Origin of the sequence: Aeromonas sp. 601039, from assembly GCF_049174415.1 — a bacterium.
Classification (GTDB): Bacteria; Pseudomonadota; Gammaproteobacteria; order Enterobacterales; family Aeromonadaceae; genus Aeromonas; species Aeromonas veronii_A.
This window is the reverse complement of sequence record NZ_JAAKTL010000001.1, coordinates 129301-150937: the sequence shown is the minus strand read 5'-3', so window position 1 is coordinate 150937 and position 21637 is coordinate 129301. Positions and strand designations below refer to the sequence as shown.

The window sequence follows — 21637 nt, the reverse complement described above, 5'->3', positions numbered from 1 at the left end:
CCGGGCCTGTTAAACGGTGAGGGTGGGGCGATGCCGACAAACTCTGTCGTGGTGGGTTTCTGGTTGCAAAGAGAGGAGGAGAGGTGACAAATGGTGCCTGATGGTGGGGTGAGCCTTATTCAGGGCAGGTCAATTCGCTTCCATCGGGAAAGCGGGCGGCGTCATTGTCACCAAAATGTGTGATTTGTGGTCAACCTCTTAAAAGATATGGCGAATTTGCCAATGGCGCCGCGCTGTCGCTGGCGGATGCCTATGTTAGGATAAGGTTCGCCATTTTTCTGGCGCGCATTTTTGTGTCGCGGCCATGCACTGCATGGCGTGCTGCGCCGCATTCGGGGTTGGCCCGAAAGGGCGCTGGTTTCCTTCACCACAGATTCAGGAATATTGACCTTTGACAGGATGCATTTCATCCCTGCTGGCAGGGCGTTCACTGTCTGGCTCTGCGTTTCGCCGCGGCCTGCGGGTACTGGGGGGGGGCCTGTTGCTGTCGCTGCTGGCTTCGCCCGCGTTTGCCGCCAAGCTCACCTATCAGGTCAAGGGGTTGAAAGGGGAGAACAAGGATAACGTTGAAGCCTATCTCAATGCCCTGCCAGTCTATCAGGAGCGGCAATACCGCCCGGCTCGAGCCAAAATCACCGAGAGCGTGCAAAAGGCGCTGCAGGTTTATGGCTACTACCAGCCGAAAATCACCCTGAGCCGCGACAAGAAAACCCCGTCCAAAGTGGTGATTGAGGTGGACAAGGGGGAGCCGGTCATCGTCTCCCGCCTCGATATTCTGCTGGAGGGGGATGCGGGCAGCGACGAGCTCTACAGCGCCCTGCTGGACAAGTTGCCCCTCAAAGAGGGCGAGCCCCTCAACCACGCCAAATATGAATCCATCAAGGCCGATCTGGGCAGCCTCGGGCTGGCCCGCGGTTACTTTGATGCCAAGCTGAGCAAGAGTCAGGTCAAGGTGTTCCCGGACAAGGGGACGGCGGAGATCTTTATTCTGTTCGAATCGGGCCATCGCTACCGTTTTGGCGAGATCCGCTACGATGCCACCCCCGAAGCGCTTCACCTTATTCGCCCGCTTATCAACATCAAGAGCGGCGATCCCTATCTTGCCATCCGTCTGGCCGAGATGTCACAGGATGTCTCCTCCACCAAGCTGTTCCGTCAGGTCGATATCAAGCCAGTATTGAGCGAGGCGAGCAACTATCGGGTGCCCATCGCGGTGACGCTGGATAACCGGGTCGATCACGAAATCGAGACCGGTATCGGTTATGCCACCGACGTAGGGCCGCGGATGAGTGCTACCTGGGAGAAGCCCTGGGTCAACCGCTACGGCCACCGCCTGTTTGCCACCGCCAAGGTGTCGGCGCCGGAGGCAGAGCTCAGCTTCGACTACCAGATCCCGGTGGGTAACCCGCTGCGGGACTACTACTCCATCCAGACCGGCTACCAGTACAAGGACAACAACGATACCCGCTCCGATCTCACCACTATCGGTGTGCACCGCTGGACGCGGCGGCCGGAGAGCTGGGATCGGGACGTCTTTATCCGGCTGGAGAACGAGATCTATACCCAGGGTGCCGACGAGGGGAACAGCTTGCTGCTGATCCCCGGGGTCTCCTGGTCCCGGCTGCGGGTGCGCGGCACTCTGGTGCCCGATTGGGGGGATCGCCAGCAGCTGACGCTGGAGTTCTCCGATCCCAGATGGGGCTCCGACATCAGCTTTATGCGGGTGTGGGGGCGCAGCAAGTGGCTGCGAACTCTTGGCGATAACCACAGATTCCTGATGCGGGCCGAGCAGGGGGCCATCATAGGTGACAGCTTCTCGTTGGTGCCGCCGTCTTTGCGCTTCTTTACCGGTGGCGATCAGACGGTGCGCGGCTTTGGTTACGAGAGCATCTCCCCCACCGGGCCGGATGGCAAGCTGACCGGTGGTCGTTACACCAGCGTGGCCAGTCTGGAATACAACTACCGCTTCAGCGAGAAGTGGCTGGGGGCCATGTTTGTGGATGGCGGCACCTCCACCACCGATTACAGCGAGCCCTGGAAAATAGGTACCGGCGTCGGTGTGCGCTGGGTCACCCCCATCGGTCAGGTCAGGCTGGATCTGGCGGTCGGGGTATCAGAGGAGGACAAGCCCTTGCGGCTGCATTTCGCATTGGGGCCTGAATTATGATGTTGTCTAAACGCTTTTTTCTTTGGCCGCTGCGGCTGTATCTTGCGCGGGGGTCTGCATTGTGATCTGGCTAAAACGCATTTTTCTCTGGCTGATGGGGCTGGTGTTCCTGCTGCTCATCGGCGTCAGCCTGCTGGGCTTTACCCATCAGGGCAACAAGTGGTTGTGGCAACAGGCCAGGGCGGCGCTGCCCTCTCTCAAGGGGGAGCTGGTGGCCGGTCAGCTTGGCTATGGCTGGACCCTGGAAGGGGTGGGCTGGCAGGATGAGTTGGTGGATGTCACAGTGGATCGTGCCGTGCTCGACTGGGATCTCGGCAAGTTGCTGCAGGGCAAGCTCTGGATAAAATCCCTGGCGGTGACCCATCCGGTGGTCAAGGTAGCCGATTCCGAGCCTGCTCCGGAAGAGCCTTCCGAACCCTTTGTCTGGCGCCCGCTGCCACTCAAGATCCAGGTCGATAGCCTCAAGGTGGCCGATCTCGATCTGGCGGTTCCCGGTGTGGCTGTGACCCTGGGGTCCCTCGATATCGGCGCCACCCTCAACCGCAAGGGGCTGATTGTACGCGGCCCGGTGCTCGATAACCTGACGGTGACGCTGGATGACGCGGCACCCGCCAGCACAGCCAAATCTGCCAAACAGCCGGCCGCTAACGAGAAGCAAGCCGGAACTGCGGTGGCGCGCAACGACAAGGCCAGCGCCGAGACAGCCAAACAGGGTAAAGGGACGCCTGCTGCGAACACGGCAAAGGCAGCCCCCATTCTCCTGCCCGCCATTCACCTTCCTTTCCCCATCCAGCTGGAAGGGGTCAGTGCGACCCTGGTGCAATATAAACAGGGCGAGCTGATCGAAGGGCTCGACAAGCTGCTGCTCTCTGCCACTGCCGTTGATGATCGCATCGAGGTGCGCGAGCTCTCGCTGCGCCACGCCATGGCCGATCTGGCGCTCAAGGGACACATCCAGCTCAGTGACGACTACCCGCTGGCAGTGACGCTAGATGCCAAGGCCCGCAAGGGGCTGCTGGATGGTGAGCTGCAGGGTGAGCAGGCCACGCTGGCGCTGAGCGGTTCGGTCGGCAAGCTGGGGTTAGCGTTGTCGGCCAAGGGGCCGATTGCAGCCAATCTCAAGGGCTCGCTGGCAGCCCTCGACCCGGATCTCCCTTTTGATTTGACCCTCGACTGGAAGAGCCTCGGCTGGCCATTTCATAAGCCTGCCAAAGATGAGCCGAGCTATCGGCTGGACAAGGGGAGCCTGACTGCCAAGGGCAAGCTCTCCGGCTACCAGTTTGCCCTCAATACCTCCGGCAAGGGGACCGATGTCCCCCCCTTCAAGCTTGCGCTGGACGGGAAGGGGGATCTGGAGCGGCTCAGCAAGATCGCCTTGCAGCTCAATGCCCTCAAGGGTGAGCTGAAGCTTGATGGCAAGCTCGCCTGGAACAAGGGGATCGAGTGGCAGGGGACCACCCTGTTCAAGGGGATCAATCCGGCCGAGCTGCTGCCCGAGCTGAAAGGGACGCTGGCCGGTGAGCTGGAGAGCCGTTTCGTGATGAACGAGGCGGGTCACTGGGAGCTGAAACTGCCCAAGCTCAAGGTGGATGGCAAACTCAACCAGTACCCGCTGGCCCTCAAGGGGGAGCTCAGCGGCAACGACAAGATGGAGTGGCAGATCCCGGCGATCTCGTTGCAAAGTGGCCCCAACCAGTTGCAGGCCAAGGGCAGTATCAGCAGAGCCCAGTGGAAGCTCGATGCCAACCTGCAGGCTCCCCAGCTGGGGGGCATCTATCCCGGCCTGAAAGGGGATATCAAGGGGCAGGTGAAGGTCAGTGGCAATCAGCAGACGCCAAAAATCGATGCGGATCTGGCCTCCGACCGGCTCTACTATGCCGGCACCGACCTGAAGGGTATTAGCCTCAAGGGCAATGCGGTGATCGGCGCCAAACCGGCCGGTGAGCTCGCGTTGTTGGTGGCGCAGCTGAAACAGGGCGAAACCAAGCTCAGCCAGCTGGCCCTGAACCTCAGCGGCGATATCAGTCAGCATTTGTTGACCCTGACCATGAAGGGTGACCCTGTTGCGGCCAACCTCAAACTGGGTGGCGGCGTGCGCGGGGATCACTGGCGCGGGGCGCTCTCCGAGTTGCGGTTGAAAACCCCGCTGCGCCGTTGGGACTTGAGCTCCCCCTGGGCGCTGGATCTCGATCTGCCGCGTCAGCGGCTGGCGATGGGGGATCTCTGCCTCGGCTCCCAGGGGGCCAGCCTCTGCGTCAAGGGGAGTCAGGTTTCCGCTGCGCAGGGCACTCTGGAGTTTGCCCTGAGCGAGTTTGATCTCAAGCGGCTACGCCCCTGGTTGCCGGACAACTTCCGCTGGCAGGCGATGCTCTCGGCCGATGGCCGCGCCAGCTGGCGTGGCAATCAGCCGACCCTGCATGCTGTGGTGCGCACCACGCCGGGCACTTTTGTGGCAGATGGTCTCAAGACCGACTATCAGCAGCTGGCACTGGCCCTGGATTTCGAGCGTCAGCAGGCGGCCATTCGCCTCGATTTTGCCTCCAAGCAGATCGGCAATATCGATACCGATCTGCTGATCAGGGAGCCCGCCGGTCGCGGTCTGCTCGGCGGTCAGCTCAAGTTTGACGATCTCAAGCTCAATACCTTTGCGCCGCTCATCCCTGAGGTGCGCTCCCTGCAAGGGATCATCTCCGCCGATGCCCGCTTCGACGGCACCCTGGCGGCGCCCCTGCTGTTTGGCCAGCTCAACCTGCGTGACGGTGAAGTGCAGACCCACTCCGACATGGTGACCCTGACCAAGCTGGTGACCCGCCTCAAGATCGAGGGAAATCGCGCCGAGCTCGATGGCTCCATGCTGGTGGGCAAGGGGCCGCTGGCGTTGGGCGGCTGGCTCAGCTGGGCCAAGATGCCGGTCAGCGGCAGCCTCACCATTCAGGGTAAGGATCTGGAGGCGCAATATCCGGGCATGGGCCGGGTCAGAGTCTCGCCCGATATCGCGGTGTCGCTGGGGGAGGAGACCCGGATTACCGGTCAGGTGGATATTCCCTGGGCACGCATTCTGGTCAAGAGCTTGCCGGATTCGGCGGTGGCGGTCTCCGATGATGTGACCGTGGTCTATGACGATCTGCCCCCGGCTCCCAAGCAGGCCAGCCTGCCGCTGGCGATGAAGGTGGCGATCCGCCTTGGCAACGATGTGAAGCTCGATGCCATGGGGTTGAAGACCGATGTCTCCGGTGGCCTCAATATCCGTCAGGATCCCGAGAAACCGCTGGCAGGCAACGGCCAGCTGGTGCTGACCAACGGCCGCTTCAAGGCCTATGGTCAGAACCTCATCATCAAGGAGGGGCGGATCCTCTTCTCCGGTCCGCTGGATCGGCCGTTCCTCAACATCGAGGCCAACCGGGATCCCGATACCATCGAGGGTCAGGTGACGGTCGGGGTGCGGGTGACTGGCCCTGCCAGCAAGCCGGAGATCACTGTCTACTCCGAACCGCAGATGGCGCAGTCGGAACAGCTCTCCTATCTGCTGCGCGGCAAAGGGTTGCAGACCGGCGGTGAGGATGGCGGTTTCAACGGCCTGCTGGTAGCCGGCGCGGTGAGTCAGGCCAACGGCGTGGTGTCGAGCATCGGCGAGTCGCTGGGGATGAGCGATGTCTCCCTCGATACGGCGGGCAGTGGTGACAACACCCAGGTGACTCTGTCTGCATATCTGCTGCCGGGCCTGCAGTTCCAGTACGGGGTCGGGGTCTTCAGCCCCATCGCCGAGTTCAAGCTGCGCTACGAGGTATTGCCACGGCTCTATCTGCAGGCGATGAGCGGGGTGGCTCAGGCGGTCGATATCTTCTATCGCTTTACTCTGTAACGCTTCATCCCGTAACAGGGCTGATATGAATCTAAACGGGAGGCGCAGGCCTCCCGTTTTGTATTGCGCGATCGGCCGCGGGCAAGCCGTGATAAAGGTTGGCAGTGCAGAGGGAGAATGAATTGCGATGGGCCAAAAATGCGAAAACCCGGCACTAGGCCGGGTTTTCTGAATGATGGTGGAGGGAGAAGGATTCGAACCTTCGAAGGCAGAGCCGTCAGATTTACAGTCTGATCCCTTTGGCCGCTCGGGAACCCCTCCACAGGGTATTGCTTTCAAATTGTCGCACTTGAAATGGTGGAGGGAGAAGGATTCGAACCTTCGAAGGCAGAGCCGTCAGATTTACAGTCTGATCCCTTTGGCCGCTCGGGAACCCCTCCACAAGTGCGAGGCGCATACTAACAGATCTTCCGGTTTTGTGAACCCCCAAGCAGGATTTTTCCATTAAAAGAATTGGATTTGTGGCCGATAACCAGTGAAATCGCCATTTTCGAGAGTTATCTCATGCTGCCCAGTTCAATCCGTAATCACCTGCTCGTTGATGAGGGCCAGTTGGGGCAGCGCCTCAACCGTGACCTGCAGCATGGGGATCGGGCGGATTTCCGGTTGCATCTGGCCCTGCTGACCGACGCGGTGGAGGAGCAGCCCTGGTTTGATGCCAAACCGGTGGCCACTCCCCAGAGCCGTGACTGGCGTCTGCACTTTGCGCTGAGACCGGCAGAGGTGCTGGTGGCTGAAGGGGCGGGGAGTGACTGCAGTGCCATCAATGAGCGGCTGCAGCAGGGGGGAAGCATGGTGGATGTGCGGCTCTGGCTGGCGCTGCAAACACCGCCGCTGGCGGTCAAACAACCGCTGCTGGATGAGGCTGTCTACGACAACCTGTCACCGCTGGCGCGGGAGCGGTTGCAAGGAAAGCTGGCCGATATGCCACGCCAGGAGGATCCGCTGGTACTGTTGCCGATCCTCGACCGTTTGCAACAGGGGGTGGATACCCGGTTGCACTGGCTCAGTTGATGGCGCCTGTTCACTGGTGTAACGCGATGCTTGTCGGCAAATCATAGGCAACAAAAAGGCGGGTGACCCCGCCTTTATGCTCTTTAGAATTTTAGCCTTGCGGCATGCTATCAAGCGTCAGCTTCATCCGGTTGCGGCTGCTCTTTGAGCGCTGCGTTGGCACGACGGGCAATCGGCTTTTCGGTGTGACGGTTGAGTTGGCGCTCCAGTTTTTGCCCCAGTTCGTTGATGGCGGCGTAGAGATCCTCATGCTCTGCCTGGGCAAACAGTTTGCCGTTGGGGATGCCAGCACTGGCTTCGACAGTGAACATCAGACGCTCTTTGGAAACAATCACATGGGGTGTGATGAGAGGCACCTGAAGACGTTCGAGCTTTTCAAAACGGGATTCGATGCGCTCGCGGATAGCCGGGGTGATGTCGATGATTTTGCTGGTAATTTCGATTTTCATATTGGCCCCCTTCGGGTCGTCTCGCTTGTGTCTTCACCTTCAGATTACTCATTGGTAAAGATTGAAATGTGATCTATGTCACATAACCTTCCCTTGGCTATTCAGCAACTTATAAATTGTGATCTTTTCCGGTTTCGTGCCAAAAACAGCTTGAGCTCCATGAAACTGGCAGGCAGTATGACGGGAATAGGATCGTTTCTGTCCCTTCTTGGCAGCACTTCGTGTCGACCTCATGTCCGGTTTCCACTGCTTGATATCGCATGTTTGTACTCTTCCCTCGCAACCTCTGATCTCATGAGCGGATGCAGGGGGCGTTGCTATGCCTGATTGGACATCAAACGTGGTTGGTTGTTGTGTTGGAGTGGTAAATGAAGCAGCAGGCCACGCAAGTCATGTGGTTTTTCGATCGGCAACATGATCAGTGGAGTCTCTCTGATCAGGGGGCCTACCAGCAGTGGCAAGGGGAGGGCAATCATCCCTGGGCCGCTCGCCTGTTACCGGAAGATGAGGCAGGCTTTGCCGACTTTCTCGTCCGGCTTCATGAATCACATCTGCCTGAACAGTTTATCGGTCATCTGAAAGATGATCATGGGCAGCTCAACCATGTGCTCTGGAGCGGCCAGTTTGTGCCTACCCAGCAGATCTGCTGTGGCTGGCTGGCCCCTCTTGATACCGCCAACAGTGCGGTCTCCTCTCTCAACCTCTCTTTGCCGTTGCTGCAAACCACCCTGCTCACCCAGTTGGCGCAGGCGCTCTCTGCCCGCACCGGGCTCGATTTCTTCAATACCCTGGTCAGCCAGCTGGCTCATATCCTCAAGGTGGATGCGGTCTGGGTGGGGGAGTTGTGTGGTGCAGACCGGGTCAAAGTGCTGGCTGCCGACGGGCTGGCGCTGAAGGACTATCCGCTGGCGGGTTCCCCCTGTCAGGAGCTCTACAAGCAAGGGGCCATCTGTTTCGAGGTGATCGACGAGTCGCAGGAGTATCAACCCTGGCTGGCGGCCGGGCAGACTTATTATGGTCAGCCGCTGTTTGATGCCAGAGGCCAACTTCTGGGCCATCTGGCGCTGCTCTATTCGGCCCCGGCAGATACCAGCAACCTCACCTCGGTGCTCAATACCTTTTCGGTACGGATGGTGGCCGAGCTGGAGCGATTGCAATCAGATGCCCAGATGCGCCTCTCTGCCGTTGCATTCGAGACCCATGAGGGGATCATCATCACGGATCCGGGGTTCAAGATCCTGCGGGTCAACAACGCCTTCAGTCAGATCACCGGCTTTGACAGCCAGTCGGTGCTGGGCCTGCATCTGGAAGAGGATCTCTGGCCAAATCTGGGGGGGCTCGGCTACGAGCTCAATACCCTCAGCCGCTGGCAGGGGGAGACCCAGCGTCGCCATGTCGATGGTCACACCTATCCCCAGTGGGAGATAGTGACGCCGGTGCAGGACGAGAAGGGGGTGATCAGCCACTTTGTCATCTGTTTTGAAGATATTTCCGAGCGCAAGGCGGCCGAGCGGCGCATTCAGGATCTCGCCTATTACGACGAGCTGACCGGATTGCCCAATCGCCGTCAGTTGCATGAGACCCTGGTGCAGACCTTCAACGAGGCGACCCGCGATGGCTTGATTGGCGCGCTGCTCTTTATCGATCTCGATCACTTCAAGACCATTAACGACTCCCTCGGCCACGCCACCGGTGACTGGTTGCTCAAAGAGGTCGCCGCCCGTCTCAAACGGTTGGTGAGACAGGGGGATTGTCTGGCCCGCCTCGGTGGTGACGAGTTTGTACTGCTGCTGCCATCGCTCTCGGCCAGCCCGCCCCAGGCGGAGATGCAGGCCGATATCATTGCCGAGCGGCTCATCACCGAGATTGCCGCTCCTTATACCTATGTGGGGCAAGTGCTGCACATCGGCGCCAGCGTCGGCATTACCCTGTTTCCGGATCGGGAGCAGGGGGTCGATGACCTGCTCAAGCAGGCGGATACCGCCATGTATCAGGCCAAGTCCGCTGGCCGCAAGACCCGTCGCTTCTTCGATGCCTCGATGCAGCAGCAGGCGGATCGCCGTTTGCTCATTCACAACGAATTGCGCAACGCCCTCAGCCAGCAAGAGCTGACCCTCTACTATCAGCCCCAGCATATGGTCGATGGCGGCGATATCATTGGTGTCGAGGCGCTGATCCGCTGGCAGCCAGCCGGTCGCTCGCTGGTCTCGCCGGCCGAATTTATCCCCATCGCCGAGGAGACGGACCTGATTGTCGATATCGGCAACTGGGTGCTGCACGAGGCGTGCGCCCAGTATGTGCTGTGGGAGGAAAACGGCATCCACATTCCGCAGATCTCGGTCAACGTTAGTGCCAAGCAGTTCCATGCCACCGATTTTGTCGAGCGGATCCACGATGTGTTGGCGCAAACCGGCATGGATCCGGCCTGCCTCAATCTGGAGATCACCGAGTCCGTGGTGCTGGGTCATGCCGAGGACACCATCAGCAAGATGACCGAGCTCAAGGAGCTCGGCATCAGCTTTGCCATCGACGATTTTGGCGCCGGTTACTCCTCCCTGAGCTACCTCAAGCGGCTGCCTGCCGATGAGCTCAAGATCGACCGCTCCTTCATTCAGGACATCCCGAAAGATGGCGACAACATGGCCATCGTCGAGGCGGTGATCGCCATGGCGCGCCATATGGGGTTCAACGTCACGGCGGAAGGGGTGGAATCCCGCCAGCAACTGGAGTTTCTCAAGGCGCAGGGGTGCAGTTTCTATCAGGGCTATCTCGCCTCCAAGCCGCTGCCGGTGCCCTATCTGGAGAAATATGTACAGCGGCTGACCAGACCGGAGCAACTGCGTGAAATGCAGCTGAGCGAGGCAGAAAAATAGTCCTTGCTCCCCGCTGTAGCGCTGCCCGGCAACGGGTAGAATGAGAGGCAGTAGACCCACCGCCACCGGGCGGTGTATTGCCCTCAATGGAGATGCTCAGTGAAAGCTGTATGGGGAATTGTTTTGTCGGCGCTGTTCGTGCCGACCCTGATGGCGCAGACTGCCGACCAGACGCTCTACCGTCAGGCGTATGACGCCGTACGGGCCAATGATCAGGCCCGTTTCCAGCAAATTCGTGCCCGGTTGACCCATTACCCCCTGCTCCCTTACCTCGATTACTATCAGCTCGCCTTTCGTCCGGGGGCGGCGGATTACAACGATGTGACCCGCTTTATCCGCCAGCATGGAGATACCCCCCAGTCCAACCGGCTGGAGCGCAGCTATCTGACCTATCTGGCCCAGAGCCAGCAGTGGTCGCAGTTCCTGCGCTTCTATCCGGCCAAGCCGAGCTCCACCGATCTGCTCTGCATGCACTATCAGGCGCTCTATTACACCGGCAAGCAGAAAGAGGCGTTGCAGGGGGCGGGCAAGATCTGGATGAGCGGTCAATCCCGTCCCGATGCCTGCTCCCCGCTGTTCCAGCTGTGGCAGGCATCCGGTCAGCGTACCCAGGAGAAGATCTGGCAGCGGATGACGCTGGCGTTCGAGGCGGAAAACCCCAACCTGATCCGCCACCTTGGCGCGACCCTGGGTAGCGGCTTGCAGAGCTATGGCGATCAGATGGTGACCCTGTTCGAGCAGCCCGCCAAGGTGATGAACCCGGCCTATTTCAGCAGCAACCCCTATTCCCGCAAGCTGCTCTCTCTTGGTTTGACCCGCTATGCCAATCAGGAGCCGGAGTCGGTGCTGCGCCAGCTTACGCTGTTTCGCAGCCGTTTTGGCCTGACCCAGGCCGAGGTGAAACCGGTAGAGCGTGCCATTGCTCGCCGCCTGCTGCTGGATCGCTCCATTGCCCAGCGCAGCTGGGTCGACAGCACGGTGAAAAAGCTGGCGGATCCCGACATTACCGAGCTGCGGGCGCGACTGGCCATCTGGGAGCAGGATTGGCGTGGCCTCTCCGGCTGGGTGAAGATGATGCCGATGGCCCGTCAGAAAGAGGATCGCTGGCGCTACTGGATGGCGCGCTCCCTTGAAGTGCAGGGGCAGCAAAAACCGGCGCGGGATCTCTATCTGGAGACCGCCAACTTGCGCGGTTTCTACGGTTTCATGGCCGCCCAGCGCACCGGGGTGCCTTATCGCATCAAGAACCAGAGCGTCAAGCATGTACCGGACTGGCGTACGGCCAGCCAGCGCTGGCCCTTCCTGTTGCGGGTGCGCGAGCTGCTGTCGATGAACGAGATTGCTGCGGCCCGCTCGGAGTGGATCCACAACATGGATCGCAATCCGGTGGCCCAGCGCATCGAGTTTGGTCATATCGCCCTCAATCAGGGTTGGCACGAGCTGGCCATTCTCGCCAGCATTCGCGCCGAAGCGTGGGATGCCCTCGACCTGCGCTTCCCGCTGCCGCTCAAGCGTACCTTCTCCCAGATGGCGCAAGAGCGCACCATGAACACCAGTTTGCTCTATGCCATTTCCCGTCAGGAGAGTGCCCTCTATCCGCTGGCCCAGTCGCCGGTGGGGGCGCGCGGTCTGATGCAGCTGATGCCTGCCACCGCCAAAGAGACTGCCGGCAAGCTGGGGGTGCCCTATCGCAACGAGCAGCAACTGTTTGATCCGAAAATGAATATTCGTCTGGGAAGCGCCTATCTCAAGCGCTTGCTGGATGTCTATGACGGCAACCGGATCCTGGCGGCGGCCGCCTACAACGCCGGGCCGGGACGGGTAAAACGCTGGCGAGAGCAGAGTGACAACAAGCCGATGGATGTGTGGGTCGAGAGTATTCCCTACAAGGAGACCCGCAACTACGTGCAAAACGTGTTGTCGTTCGATCTCATTTATCAGCACAAGCTGCAGCAGCCGCTGCGCTTCATGTCAGAGCGGGAGCTCAATCACGCCTATTGAGTCGGGGGCCGCAAGCCGGCCCCTGTTTTCAAATTTCCCTGCTGCCGGGTATCATCGGGTAAGGTTTTGTTACCAAAGGAAACATGCCTGGTGACCTGGCTCCGGGAATTGCATCAGGCCGCAGGGTATACTCGGGCGTCGGCATCGACAGGTTCCCCCACAATAAAGGAATGGATAGTGGCAACGATTAAAGACGTTTCTCAGCTGGCAAATGTGTCTATCTCCACCGTGTCGCGGGTTATCAACAACACGGCACAGGTAGCACCGGAAAAGCGTGAGGCCGTACTGGCGGCCATGAAGGAACTGAATTTTCGACCCAACAGTTTTGCCCAGGCATTGGTCAGCAAGCGTTCCAACTGCATTGGCGTGCTGGTGGGCGACCTCTGCGGCGGCCCCTTCTTTGCCCAGATGATGCGTGGCATCGAAACCATGGTCGATCAGGCCAACAAGTTCACCATCGTCATGTCTGGCAACCATGATATCGCGCGCGAGCGTCACGCCATTCAGGCGCTGCTGCAGCGCCAGTGCGATGCGCTGATCCTCCACAGCAAGGCGCTTCCGGACGAGGAGCTGAGCGAGCTCGCGGCTGGCTCTACCCCCATCGTTTTCATCAACCGTCAGGTACCGGGCTTTGAGGATCGCTGCGTCTGGCTCGATAACCAGGCGGGGATCACCACCGCGTGCCAGTACTTGCTGGATGCCGGGCATCGCAACATCGCCTTTATCACCTCCGATGATGAAGAGTTTGTCGATGGTCAGCAGCGGATGGCCGGTTACACCCAGACTCTGGCCAGAGCCGGGATCGCCTTTGATCCTGCACTCGTCAGCCGCGCCTTTGCCGACGAAAATGGCGGCTATGTGGCGATGAGTGAACTGCTGGCCCGTGGTGTCGAGTTCACTGCCGTGCTCGGTTTCAACGACGGCATGGTGGCGGGGGCGATCTCTTGCCTGCTGGAGCGGGGTTACAAGATCCCGCAGCAGGTGTCGGTAGTGGGGTTCGACGATATCCCTTACGCCCGCTACATCTATCCCAAGCTCACCACGGTGCGCTACCCCATCGAGGAGATGGGCAGCCGCGCTGCCGAGCTGGCGCTGCGCCTGCTCGATCACAAGCCGGTGGACGGCCTGGCGCTCAAGTTTGAAGCCCAGCTGGTGGAGCGGGAGTCAGTCGCCTGACGAGTGTCAAACAGCGAACAACAAGGTGGCCCCATCGGGGCCACAGTGTTTTCTGCGTTATCTGAATAATCCGCCATTTATCCCGCGAGGGCGATCCGCTGCTGACGGCGCGCCTCCACCCCTTCTGCCACCATATCGAGCAGCTGCCTTGTCTGTTCCCAGCTGATGCAGCTATCGGTGATCGACTGGCCGTAGCGTAGCGGTTTGCTGCCAATCTCCTGACGCCCTTCGCAGATAAAACTTTCCACCATGATGGCGGCGATGGCATGGCTACCAGCGCCCAGCTGGTCGGCGATATCTCGGGCAACCAGCAGCTGGCGGGCATGCTGCTTCTGGCTGTTGCCGTGGCTGCAATCGACCATCAGCCTAGATGATAGATGATGCTGGCGCAGCAAGTCGCCAGCCTCTGCCACATGATGGCTCTGATAGTTCGGTTGGCGGCCACCGCGCAGGATCAGGTGGCAGTCGGGGTTGCCATGGCTGCGCACCAGTGCCAGCTGGCCATCCCCGGAAGGCTGGGTATAGAGGTGGGCCGCTCGGCTGGCGAGGATCGCCTCTACCGCGATCCGGATATTTCCGTCGGTACCGTTTTTAAAACCGATGGGGCAGGGAAGGGCCGAGGCCAGTTGGCGGTGGAGCTGGGATTCGGTGGTGCGGGCGCCGATGGCACCCCAGCTGATGAGATCCCCCAGATAGAGCATGCTGGTGAGATCGAGAAATTCGGTGGCACAGGCGAGCCCTTCCTGTCCAAGGGCCAACAGTAACTCGCGGGCCTGGGTTAGTCCCTTTTCCAGTTGATCGCTGCCATCGAGGTCGGGATCGAAGATAAATCCTTTCCAGCCGAGCGTCGTGCGCGGCTTTTCGAAATAGGTGCGCATCACCAGTTGCAGCTGCTCCCCGTATTGGCCCTGCAGTTCAGCGAGCCGGCCACCATAGTCGCGGGCGGCTGCCGGATCGTGGATGGAGCAGGGGCCGATCACCAGCAGCAGGCGATCATCCTCTCCATGCAGAATATGGCGGGCTTGCTGGCGGCTGCGTGCGATCTGGCGAGCGAGCCGTGCCGGACAGGGTCTGGCCTTTAACATCTCGTCAGGGGTTGGCAGGGTGGCAAGGGGTGAAGCATTCAGAAGTGAGGTGAACATGAGTGATCCTGATGACAAATGGAAATCTGCATGCTCTTTGCTGTCCAGTGGGGATCTTCCCCTTATTCTCTTGGTTAACAGAGCGCGGGCATGGGCCCGCGCTCTGTTATATCGGCCTCGGCTACCTTAGAAGCGGGCTGAGCCGCTGACGTAGTAGCTGCGACCCGGTTCGACGTTCTGGAAGACGGTGTCTTTCTCTTGCAGGCGCACGTCGGTCAGGTTGTTGATCCCCAGTCGCAGGTCAAAGTTCTCGGTGACCTTGAAGCCGGTGCCGAGATCGAAGGTCTGATAGCTTGGCAGCTTGTGCAGTACGACAACCTTGTTGACGGTCTGCTCGGCAAACTGGGTGCCGGTGTAGGTGGTGCCGACAAAGGCATTGACCCGCTCGGTGGCCTGCCAGTTGATCTTGGCGTTGGCCTTGTGCTCCGGCCGCTCGGGCAGTGCCTGACCCTGATCGCCTTCTGCTTTGAGGTAGGTGTAGTTGGCACCCAGACTGATGTTGTCGGTCAGATCGAGCCTGCCGGTCAGCTCCAGCCCCTTGGTGGTGGCCTTCTCCAGGTTGTACCAGGTGCGGTCAGTGGAGTTCGGCAGCTGTTTGAAGGTGAGCATGTCGTCGATATCGGAGTAGAAGAGAGTGGCGCTGGTTTCCCAGATCCCTTGCCCTGCGATAACGCCCAGCTCGTAGTTGGTGCTGGTTTCCGGCTTGACCTTGTCACTGCCATAGATGCGGCAACTGCCGCCGCAGCTCTCGATGCTATAGCCATTGGAGTACTGGTGCGGTGCCGGTGCCTTGAAGGCCTGGCTGACACCGCCTTTCACTGTCACCACATCGTTCATCTCATAGACCAGATAGCCGCGCGGGGTGAAGTGGCTGCCGTAGATCTCGTGGTGATCGTAACGGCCGCCCAGCGTGAAGGTCAGGCTGTCGGTCAGGCCAATTTCATCCTGGGCGAACAGCGCCTCCTGAGAGTGACTCTCTTTGCCGCCGATATCCTTGTAGCTCACCGCATCCACCAGCTCCCGGTCCAGATATTCACCACCCAGGGTCAGGTAGTGGTTGGCCAGCGCCAGGTTGGTATAGCCCTTGAGGGTCAGGGTGTTCTCTTCTAGCTCCCGCTGCTGCGGGGCCGAGTAGCTGGTGTTGAAGTCGTCGATCTGGGAGGTCTCGTAGTTGGCCATGACGGTGGTGTCACCCCAGCTCCAGTTCCCCTTGTGAGTCAGGCCAAACAGGTTGCGATCATTCTGCTGCTGGCGGCTGTGAACCTTGTTGCCGGTCTTGCGGAAGATATCGAGAGGCCGCTCATCCTGGTTGTAGAGATAGTCAAACTCGAAGCGTTGCTGCTCATCCACCAGCCAGCTCAGGGTGGAGGCAAAGTTACGGGTCTGTTTGGCTTCGATGAGGGGGATGCCGTCGGCCGCTTCGGGCGGAGTCCAGGCCTGACGGTCGTACACTTCGCCATTCATCCGGATCAGCAGGTTATCGGTCAGCGGGCCGGTAAAGCCCAGGTTGGTTCTGTGCTGATCGCCGCCATCCTTGCCCTCGATGGCCTTGAAGTCGGCATCGGCCGCCCCTTGCCAGGTTTTGCCCGGCTGCTTGGTGATGATGTTGATGACACCACCGATGGCATCGGAGCCGTAAAGTGCTGACATGGGACCACGGATCACCTCGACCCGCTGGATCATGCCAAGGGGCACGGGAGTGTTGTCGAAGTTGCCGCCGCGCCACAGGGCATTGGAGGAGGAGAGGCGTTTGCCATCTACCAGTACCAGGGTGTATTTGCCCGACATGCCGCGAATACCGATATCGCTGCGGCCATTGGTGTCAGCTTCAGCCTGAATGCCCACTTCGTGGCGCAGCAGGTCGGCAAGGTCATTGACCGGCGCTGCGGCGATCTGTTCGGCCGTGATGACAGAGATAGAGGCCGGTGCCGAGCGGGTATTGTGCGCCGTGGTGGTGACGGTGATCACCTCATCGGCTTGAGGGGCGTTGCTGGCGGCGATCGCTTGCTGGGTCAGCAGGGTGACGATGGTAGTGGCCAGCAGGCAGGGAGCAATAAAACGGGAGGTTGAGGATTTCATTATTTACATCTTCCATAATATTCAAATGATAAGCGTTATCATTATCAAGTTGAATTTGCTCCGATCGCAACTCTTTTTTATCGGCGAAGCTCAGTTTCGTTCGTCACCCTCTTTTGACTAAAAAGAAGTTAATGAAATTGATTCTCATTTGTATTGATCGTTTTTTCGCTCCTTGTTAGGATGCCGTTCACCCTGATATCTGGTGAGTCAAATGACTCACATTAAGTCGTATCAGGCAGTGATTCATTCCAAGGAGTAGCACCGTCATGTGTGACCATGCACTGGAAGGAGAGTGGCCCGCCACAGCGGTCGGGCTGGATAAAGTGTGCTGTTTTGCCAGCGGTGACAGGGTACTGGTCGCCTCCGGTATCCACGACAGTTTTACCGGCATCCCGCCGGAGAAGCTGCTCGCCCATCTGCGTCAGTTGCGCCAGCAGGGGATGGTCAATCCCATCGCCATCGGCGCCATTCCGTTTGATACCCAATCCCCCTGGCATCTGGTGATCCCGGCGCAATCGCAGTGGGTCAAACGGGATGCACTGTTACCCACCCGCTGTTGCCAGCTCCATGGCGAGGTGAGCGAAGTGACCGGCGCTGCCCACTATCAGGGGGCGGTGCGGGCGGCGCTGCAGCAGTTCAGCGAGGGTCAGCTCGAGAAGGTGGTGCTGTCGCGCGCCATCGATGTGCAGAGCGCAGAGCAGACCTCACCCGCACACGCCTATGGCTCTCTGCTGGCCCAGAATCCGGGCGCCTATGTGTTCCAGATCCCGCTGCCGGATGGGGAGACCCTGCTTGGCGCCAGCCCCGAGCTGCTGGTATCGCGCAGCGAGATGGCGGTGGTGAGCAATCCGCTGGCGGGCTCCCGTCCGCGCCACGCGTTTTCCGATCAACAGGCGGCCAGTGTCGAACTGCTGGGGGCGCAGAAGGATCGCTATGAACATGCGCTGGTGGCCGATGCGGTCGCCACCGTCCTCGATCCCTTCTGCCGCGAGCTGGACGTCCCTCTGGAGCCGCAGGTGATCGCCACTCCTACCATGTGGCACCTCTCGACCCGCATCGCCGGGCGGCTCCATGAGCCCTCTCCCGTGCTGGCACTGGCGCTGGCGTTGCACCCGACACCGGCGGTGTGCGGCACGCCGCTCTCGGCAGCACGTCAGGCCATCGCCCGGCTTGAGGGGTACGATCGCCGCTTCTACTGTGGCGCCGTCGGCTGGATGGATGCCGATGGCAATGGCGAGTGGGTGGTCACCATCCGCTGTGGCGTGCTGGCTGGCAGGCAACTGCGGCTCTATGCCGGCGCCGGGGTTGTGGTGGGCTCTTCGCCGGAAGCGGAGTGGCAGGAGACCGCCGCCAAGCTTGGCACCATGTTGCGTGCCTTCGGCCTCGAAAGCCGGGAGCCGGAGGTAACCGCATGAAGCCGCTGGTGCCCTTTACCCCCTGGCCTGTCGAGCTGGCTGCCCACTACCGGGCACAAGGGTGGTGGTGCGGACAACCGCTCACCGCCCTGCTCGATGACTCCGCCGAACGTTATCCCGAGCGCACGGCCCTGATCTGTGGCGAACGCACCCTCAGTTATGGCCGGTTAAAGCGTGAGGTCGATGCACTGGCGGCGCGGCTGGCCGCGCGCGGGCTGGGCCACGGAGATACCGCGCTGGTGCAGTTGCCCAACTGCGCCGAGTTCTATATCTGCTGGTTTGCCCTGATCCGCTGCGGCGTAGTGGCGGTGCATGCCCTCTACAGCCATCAGCGGCGCGAGCTGGTGGCCTTTGCCCGCCAGATTGAGCCCGCCTTGCTGGTTCTCAGCCCCTCCCATCCCGGCTTTGCCGGTGAAGCGGGGAGCCTCGCGGCCCTTGATGAGCTGGTATCTCCTTCCTGCCAGACACAGCTGTTCGAGCAGGCTGAAGGGGGTGATCTTCAGTCTGGATTTGCATGGCGTCGGCCTGAATTGATGGCTAGTACTGATGGTTCTGTGCAGGTGGCTGCTGCGCCAACACCTGCACCGACTCCGGCCGATCAGGTCGCCTTTTTCCAGCTCTCCGGCGGCAGTACCGGCACCCCCAAACTGATCCCCCGCACCCACGATGACTATGGCTACAGCGTGCGCCAGAGCGTAGCGGTGTGCGGTTGGGATGAGCGGGTGATCTATCTCTGCGCTCTGCCAGCGCCCCACAACTTTCCCCTGAGCTCCCCCGGGGCACTCGGGGTGTTTTATGTCGGTGGCTGCGTGGTGCTGGCAAAGGATCCTTCCGCCGCAACCTGTCTGCCGCTGGTGCAGCGCCATCAGGTCAACTGGGCGGCACTGGTGCCACCGGCTCTGGCGCTCTGGCTGGAGGTGGCCAGCCACTATCCGCAGACCTCTCTGGAGTGTGTGCAGGTGGGAGGTGCGCGCCTCAGCCCGGCTCATGCCGAGGCGGTGGCGAGCCGCCTTGGTTGCCGTTTGCAGCAGGTGTTTGGCATGGCCGAGGGGCTGGTCAACTACACCCGCATCGAGGATGACCAGTGGCACATCGTCAATACCCAGGGCCGCCCGATGAGCCCGGGCGACGAGGTGGAAGTGAGGGATAGCGACGGGCGCCCCTTGCCCGATGGTGAGTGCGGCGAGCTCTGGACGCGTGGCCCCTACACCTTTCGTGGCTACTTCAAGGCCGAGGCCCACAATCAGCGGGTTTTTGACCGAGACGGTTTCTACTGCACCGGCGATCTGGTCTGCCGCTTGCCCAGCGGTCATCTGATGGTGGTGGGGCGCAACAAGGATCAGATCAACCGGGGTGGGGAGAAGATCGACGCTCTCGAGATTGAAGAGCTGCTAATTACCCATCCAGATGTGCGGCAGGCGGCACTGGTCGCCATGCCTGATCCCATGCTCGGGGAGCGCAGCTGCGCCTTTCTGATGTGCCGCGCCCCCCTCAATCTGCCCCGTTTGCGCCGTTTCCTGCGCGAGCAGGGGGTGGCCGATTACAAACTGCCCGATCGCCTGGTGCTGGTGGAGAAACTGCCCCACACCCCGGTCGGCAAGATAGACAAACAGACGCTGCGCGAGCAGCTCGCCAAGGAGTGTGCATGACCATTCAATCCCTCGCCGCCTATCCGCTGCCTACCGCAGAAGAGCTGCCCACCGGGCGGGTGAACTGGCCTTTCGAACCGGGCCGCGCCGCCTTGCTGGTCCACGATATGCAGCACTATTTCGTCGATTTCTACGGGGCGGACAATCCGCTGATCAATCAGGTCATCGACCATATCGCCACCTTGACCCGTCAGGCGCGAGCTCTTGGCATGCCGGTGGTCTATACCGCCCAGCCCGCCGAGCAGAGTCAGGCCGATCGGGCGCTGCTCAACGACATGTGGGGGCCCGGATTGACCCGAGCGCCGGAGCGTCAGCCGATTGTTTCGGCGCTGGCCCCCGAGCCGCAGGATACGGTGCTGACCAAGTGGCGCTACAGCGCTTTTTGCCGTTCACCGCTGGCCGAGCTGATGGCCGGATGGGGGCGGGATCAGCTGGTGATCTGCGGCATCTACGGCCATATCGGGGTGATGCAGACGGCGGTCGATGCCTTTATGCGGGATATCCGCCCCTTCCTGGTGGCAGATGCCATCGCCGACTTTTCCCGCGAAGATCATCTGCTGGCGCTCTCCTACGTCAGCCGCAATGCCGGTCGGGTGATTACCGTGGCCGAGGTGATGGCGGCCAGCAAACGCCCCCTGACTCGCGAGTCGCTGCGTGCTCAGGTGTTGGCGCGGCTGCCCGCCGAGATGCAGCATGAGCAGCCCACCGAGGATGACAACCTGCTCGACTACGGTCTCGACTCGCTGGCGGTGATGGGGCTGGTGGAAGAGTGGCATCAGCAGGGGCTGGTGGTGGAGCTGGCCGAGCTGGCTCGCACGCCGACCCTGGCCAACTGGTGGGCGCTCCTCTCCCGTCAGCTGAATGTCAGTCAGGACACGGCTTATCAGGCCAACGAAGAGCACGTCAGCGAACCGGAGTGCACCCCATGAGCGAGTGGCAAGGCAGAACCGTCTGGGTGACCGGCGCGGCGCAGGGAATTGGCCATGCGGTGGCGGGCACCTTTGCCGAGGCAGGGGCCAGCGTGGTGGCGTTCGATCTGCAACTGGCCGAGGCACTGCCCGGCAACGTGAAGGGAGTGGTGATCGATGTGAGCGACAGCGAGGCTGTGACCCGCTGCTGCGAACAGCTGCTCGACGAGGGGCTGGGGCCCGATGTGCTGGTCAATGTCGCGGGCGTACTGGCGACCGGCAGGATCGATGAGGTGGATGACGCCCTCTTGCAGCGCACCTTTGCCATCAACACCTTCGCCCCCTTCTACCTGATGCGAGCCCTGACCCCCTGGTTTCAGGGACGGCGCAGGGGCGCCATCGTCAATGTCTCCTCCAATGCCGGTCGGGTGCCGCGAGTGGGGATGGGCATCTATGGCGCCTCCAAGGCGGCGCTGACCAGCCTGACCCGAACTGCTGGGTTGGAGCTTGCCCCCTACGGCGTGCGCTGCAATCTGGTGTCGCCGGGCTCGACCCGAACCCCGATGCTGTACGGCATGTGGCAGGAGGGGGAACAGCGCGAAGGGGAGCTGCGCACCATCGCGGGCCTGCCTGGGCAGTTCAAGCTGGGGATCCCCCTTGGCAAACTTGGGACCCCCGACGAGGTGGCTGCCTGCGTGCTGTTTCTCGCCTCTAATGCCGCCAGCCATATCACCCTGCAGGATCTGGTGGTCGATGGCGGTGCCACTCTGGGGGTCTAGCCCGCGCGCAGCCGATCTGGCAGGTGTGACACTCTACTTTATGGAGGAGGCCTGGCCTCCTCGCTTTTCAGCCATGCGGGCAGGGGCAAGCCGCTGCCCGCTCTATGTTTGCGCAAGGACATT

At 60.8% G+C, this 21637-nt stretch carries 13 protein-coding genes and 2 tRNA genes; 10 read left to right on the top strand and 5 right to left on the bottom strand.

What is annotated here, in order from left to right:
* Nucleotides 1-391: 391 nt before the first annotated feature.
* The gene (locus G5195_RS00660) at nucleotides 392-2167 is read left to right on the top strand and encodes an autotransporter assembly complex protein TamA (RefSeq protein ID WP_421235722.1); all 1776 of its coding nucleotides are present in this window, start codon (nucleotides 392-394) and stop codon (nucleotides 2165-2167) included.
* 61 nt (nucleotides 2168-2228) lie between these two features.
* On the top strand, nucleotides 2229-6029 hold the full coding sequence (locus G5195_RS00655; protein WP_421235721.1) for a translocation/assembly module TamB domain-containing protein: 3801 nt from the start codon (nucleotides 2229-2231) through the stop codon (nucleotides 6027-6029).
* A 176-nt stretch (nucleotides 6030-6205) separates the two neighbouring features.
* Here G5195_RS00655 and G5195_RS00650 read toward each other — a convergent pair.
* Together G5195_RS00650 and G5195_RS00645 are read right to left on the bottom strand one after the other, a co-directional pair.
* A tRNA-Tyr gene (locus tag G5195_RS00650) sits at nucleotides 6206-6290 on the bottom strand.
* 34 nt (nucleotides 6291-6324) lie between these two features.
* Nucleotides 6325-6409 (bottom strand) — tRNA-Tyr (locus tag G5195_RS00645).
* Between the two features lie 124 nt (nucleotides 6410-6533).
* On the opposite strand from G5195_RS00645, the gene G5195_RS00640 reads away from it, so the two are divergent.
* Nucleotides 6534-7043, top strand: a complete 510-nt coding sequence (locus G5195_RS00640; protein WP_265061165.1) for a VC2046/SO_2500 family protein — start codon at nucleotides 6534-6536, stop codon at nucleotides 7041-7043.
* A gap of 110 nt (nucleotides 7044-7153) precedes the next feature.
* Here the strand turns inward: G5195_RS00640 and hpf are convergent, their stop codons facing one another.
* On the bottom strand, nucleotides 7154-7492 hold the full coding sequence (gene hpf, locus G5195_RS00635) for a ribosome hibernation-promoting factor, HPF/YfiA family (RefSeq protein WP_005334257.1): 339 nt from the start codon (nucleotides 7490-7492) through the stop codon (nucleotides 7154-7156).
* 368 nt (nucleotides 7493-7860) lie between these two features.
* Between hpf and G5195_RS00630 the strand changes: the two genes are divergently transcribed.
* The 3 genes from G5195_RS00630 (at nucleotide 7861) to G5195_RS00620 (ending at nucleotide 13542) form a co-directional block, all read left to right on the top strand.
* Nucleotides 7861-10365 carry a putative bifunctional diguanylate cyclase/phosphodiesterase gene (locus tag G5195_RS00630; RefSeq protein WP_421235720.1) on the top strand — a complete coding sequence of 835 codons (2505 nt, stop codon included), beginning with the start codon at nucleotides 7861-7863 and terminating at the stop codon, nucleotides 10363-10365.
* A 99-nt stretch (nucleotides 10366-10464) separates the two neighbouring features.
* On the top strand, nucleotides 10465-12366 hold the full coding sequence (locus G5195_RS00625; protein WP_421235719.1) for a transglycosylase SLT domain-containing protein: 1902 nt from the start codon (nucleotides 10465-10467) through the stop codon (nucleotides 12364-12366).
* A gap of 177 nt (nucleotides 12367-12543) precedes the next feature.
* Complete coding sequence (locus G5195_RS00620; RefSeq protein WP_201990420.1) at nucleotides 12544-13542, top strand: LacI family DNA-binding transcriptional regulator; 999 nt, start codon at nucleotides 12544-12546, stop codon at nucleotides 13540-13542.
* 77 nt (nucleotides 13543-13619) lie between these two features.
* Here G5195_RS00620 and G5195_RS00615 read toward each other — a convergent pair whose 3' ends face one another.
* Both G5195_RS00615 and G5195_RS00610 read right to left on the bottom strand, forming a co-directional pair.
* Nucleotides 13620-14684 (bottom strand): 3-deoxy-7-phosphoheptulonate synthase, encoded by a 1065-nt coding sequence (locus G5195_RS00615; protein WP_421235718.1) that lies wholly within the window; start codon nucleotides 14682-14684, stop codon nucleotides 13620-13622.
* Nucleotides 14685-14810: 126 nt separating this feature from the next.
* A complete protein-coding gene (locus tag G5195_RS00610) occupies nucleotides 14811-16763 on the bottom strand; it encodes a TonB-dependent receptor domain-containing protein (protein WP_421221469.1) in 1953 nt (650 codons plus the stop codon).
* A gap of 266 nt (nucleotides 16764-17029) precedes the next feature.
* Between G5195_RS00610 and G5195_RS00605 the strand changes: the two genes are divergently transcribed.
* From G5195_RS00605 to dhbA, 4 genes are read left to right on the top strand one after another with little or no spacing between them, the layout of a single operon-like run.
* Nucleotides 17030-18178, top strand: coding sequence for an isochorismate synthase (locus G5195_RS00605; RefSeq protein WP_421221470.1), 1149 nt, complete (start codon nucleotides 17030-17032; stop codon nucleotides 18176-18178).
* The gene (locus tag G5195_RS00600; RefSeq protein ID WP_421221471.1) at nucleotides 18175-19827 is read left to right on the top strand and encodes a (2,3-dihydroxybenzoyl)adenylate synthase; all 1653 of its coding nucleotides are present in this window, start codon (nucleotides 18175-18177) and stop codon (nucleotides 19825-19827) included. The genes G5195_RS00605 and G5195_RS00600 overlap by 4 nt, the downstream gene beginning before the upstream one ends.
* Nucleotides 19824-20756, top strand: a complete 933-nt coding sequence (locus tag G5195_RS00595) for an isochorismatase family protein (RefSeq protein ID WP_421235717.1) — start codon at nucleotides 19824-19826, stop codon at nucleotides 20754-20756. Before G5195_RS00600 ends, G5195_RS00595 begins: the two co-directional genes overlap by 4 nt.
* A complete protein-coding gene (gene dhbA, locus G5195_RS00590) occupies nucleotides 20753-21514 on the top strand; it encodes a 2,3-dihydro-2,3-dihydroxybenzoate dehydrogenase (protein ID WP_421235716.1) in 762 nt (253 codons plus the stop codon). Before G5195_RS00595 ends, dhbA begins: the two co-directional genes overlap by 4 nt.
* Nucleotides 21515-21637 lie beyond the last annotated feature (123 nt).

Excerpts from the sequence above, each read along its gene's own strand:
- G5195_RS00640 (WP_265061165.1), top strand. The coding sequence starts at position 6,534 with ATGCTGCCCAGTTCAATCCGTAATCACCTGCTCGTTGATGAGGGCCAG.
- G5195_RS00595 (WP_421235717.1), top strand. The coding sequence starts at position 19,824 with ATGACCATTCAATCCCTCGCCGCCTATCCGCTGCCTACCGCAGAAGAG.
- G5195_RS00600 (WP_421221471.1), top strand. The coding sequence starts at position 18,175 with ATGAAGCCGCTGGTGCCCTTTACCCCCTGGCCTGTCGAGCTGGCTGCC.
- G5195_RS00615 (WP_421235718.1), bottom strand. The coding sequence starts at position 14,684 with ATGTTCACCTCACTTCTGAATGCTTCACCCCTTGCCACCCTGCCAACC.
- G5195_RS00610 (WP_421221469.1), bottom strand. The coding sequence starts at position 16,763 with ATGAAATCCTCAACCTCCCGTTTTATTGCTCCCTGCCTGCTGGCCACT.
- G5195_RS00605 (WP_421221470.1), top strand. The coding sequence starts at position 17,030 with ATGTGTGACCATGCACTGGAAGGAGAGTGGCCCGCCACAGCGGTCGGG.
- dhbA (WP_421235716.1), top strand. The coding sequence starts at position 20,753 with ATGAGCGAGTGGCAAGGCAGAACCGTCTGGGTGACCGGCGCGGCGCAG.
- G5195_RS00630 (WP_421235720.1), top strand. The coding sequence starts at position 7,861 with ATGAAGCAGCAGGCCACGCAAGTCATGTGGTTTTTCGATCGGCAACAT.
- hpf (WP_005334257.1), bottom strand. The coding sequence starts at position 7,492 with ATGAAAATCGAAATTACCAGCAAAATCATCGACATCACCCCGGCTATC.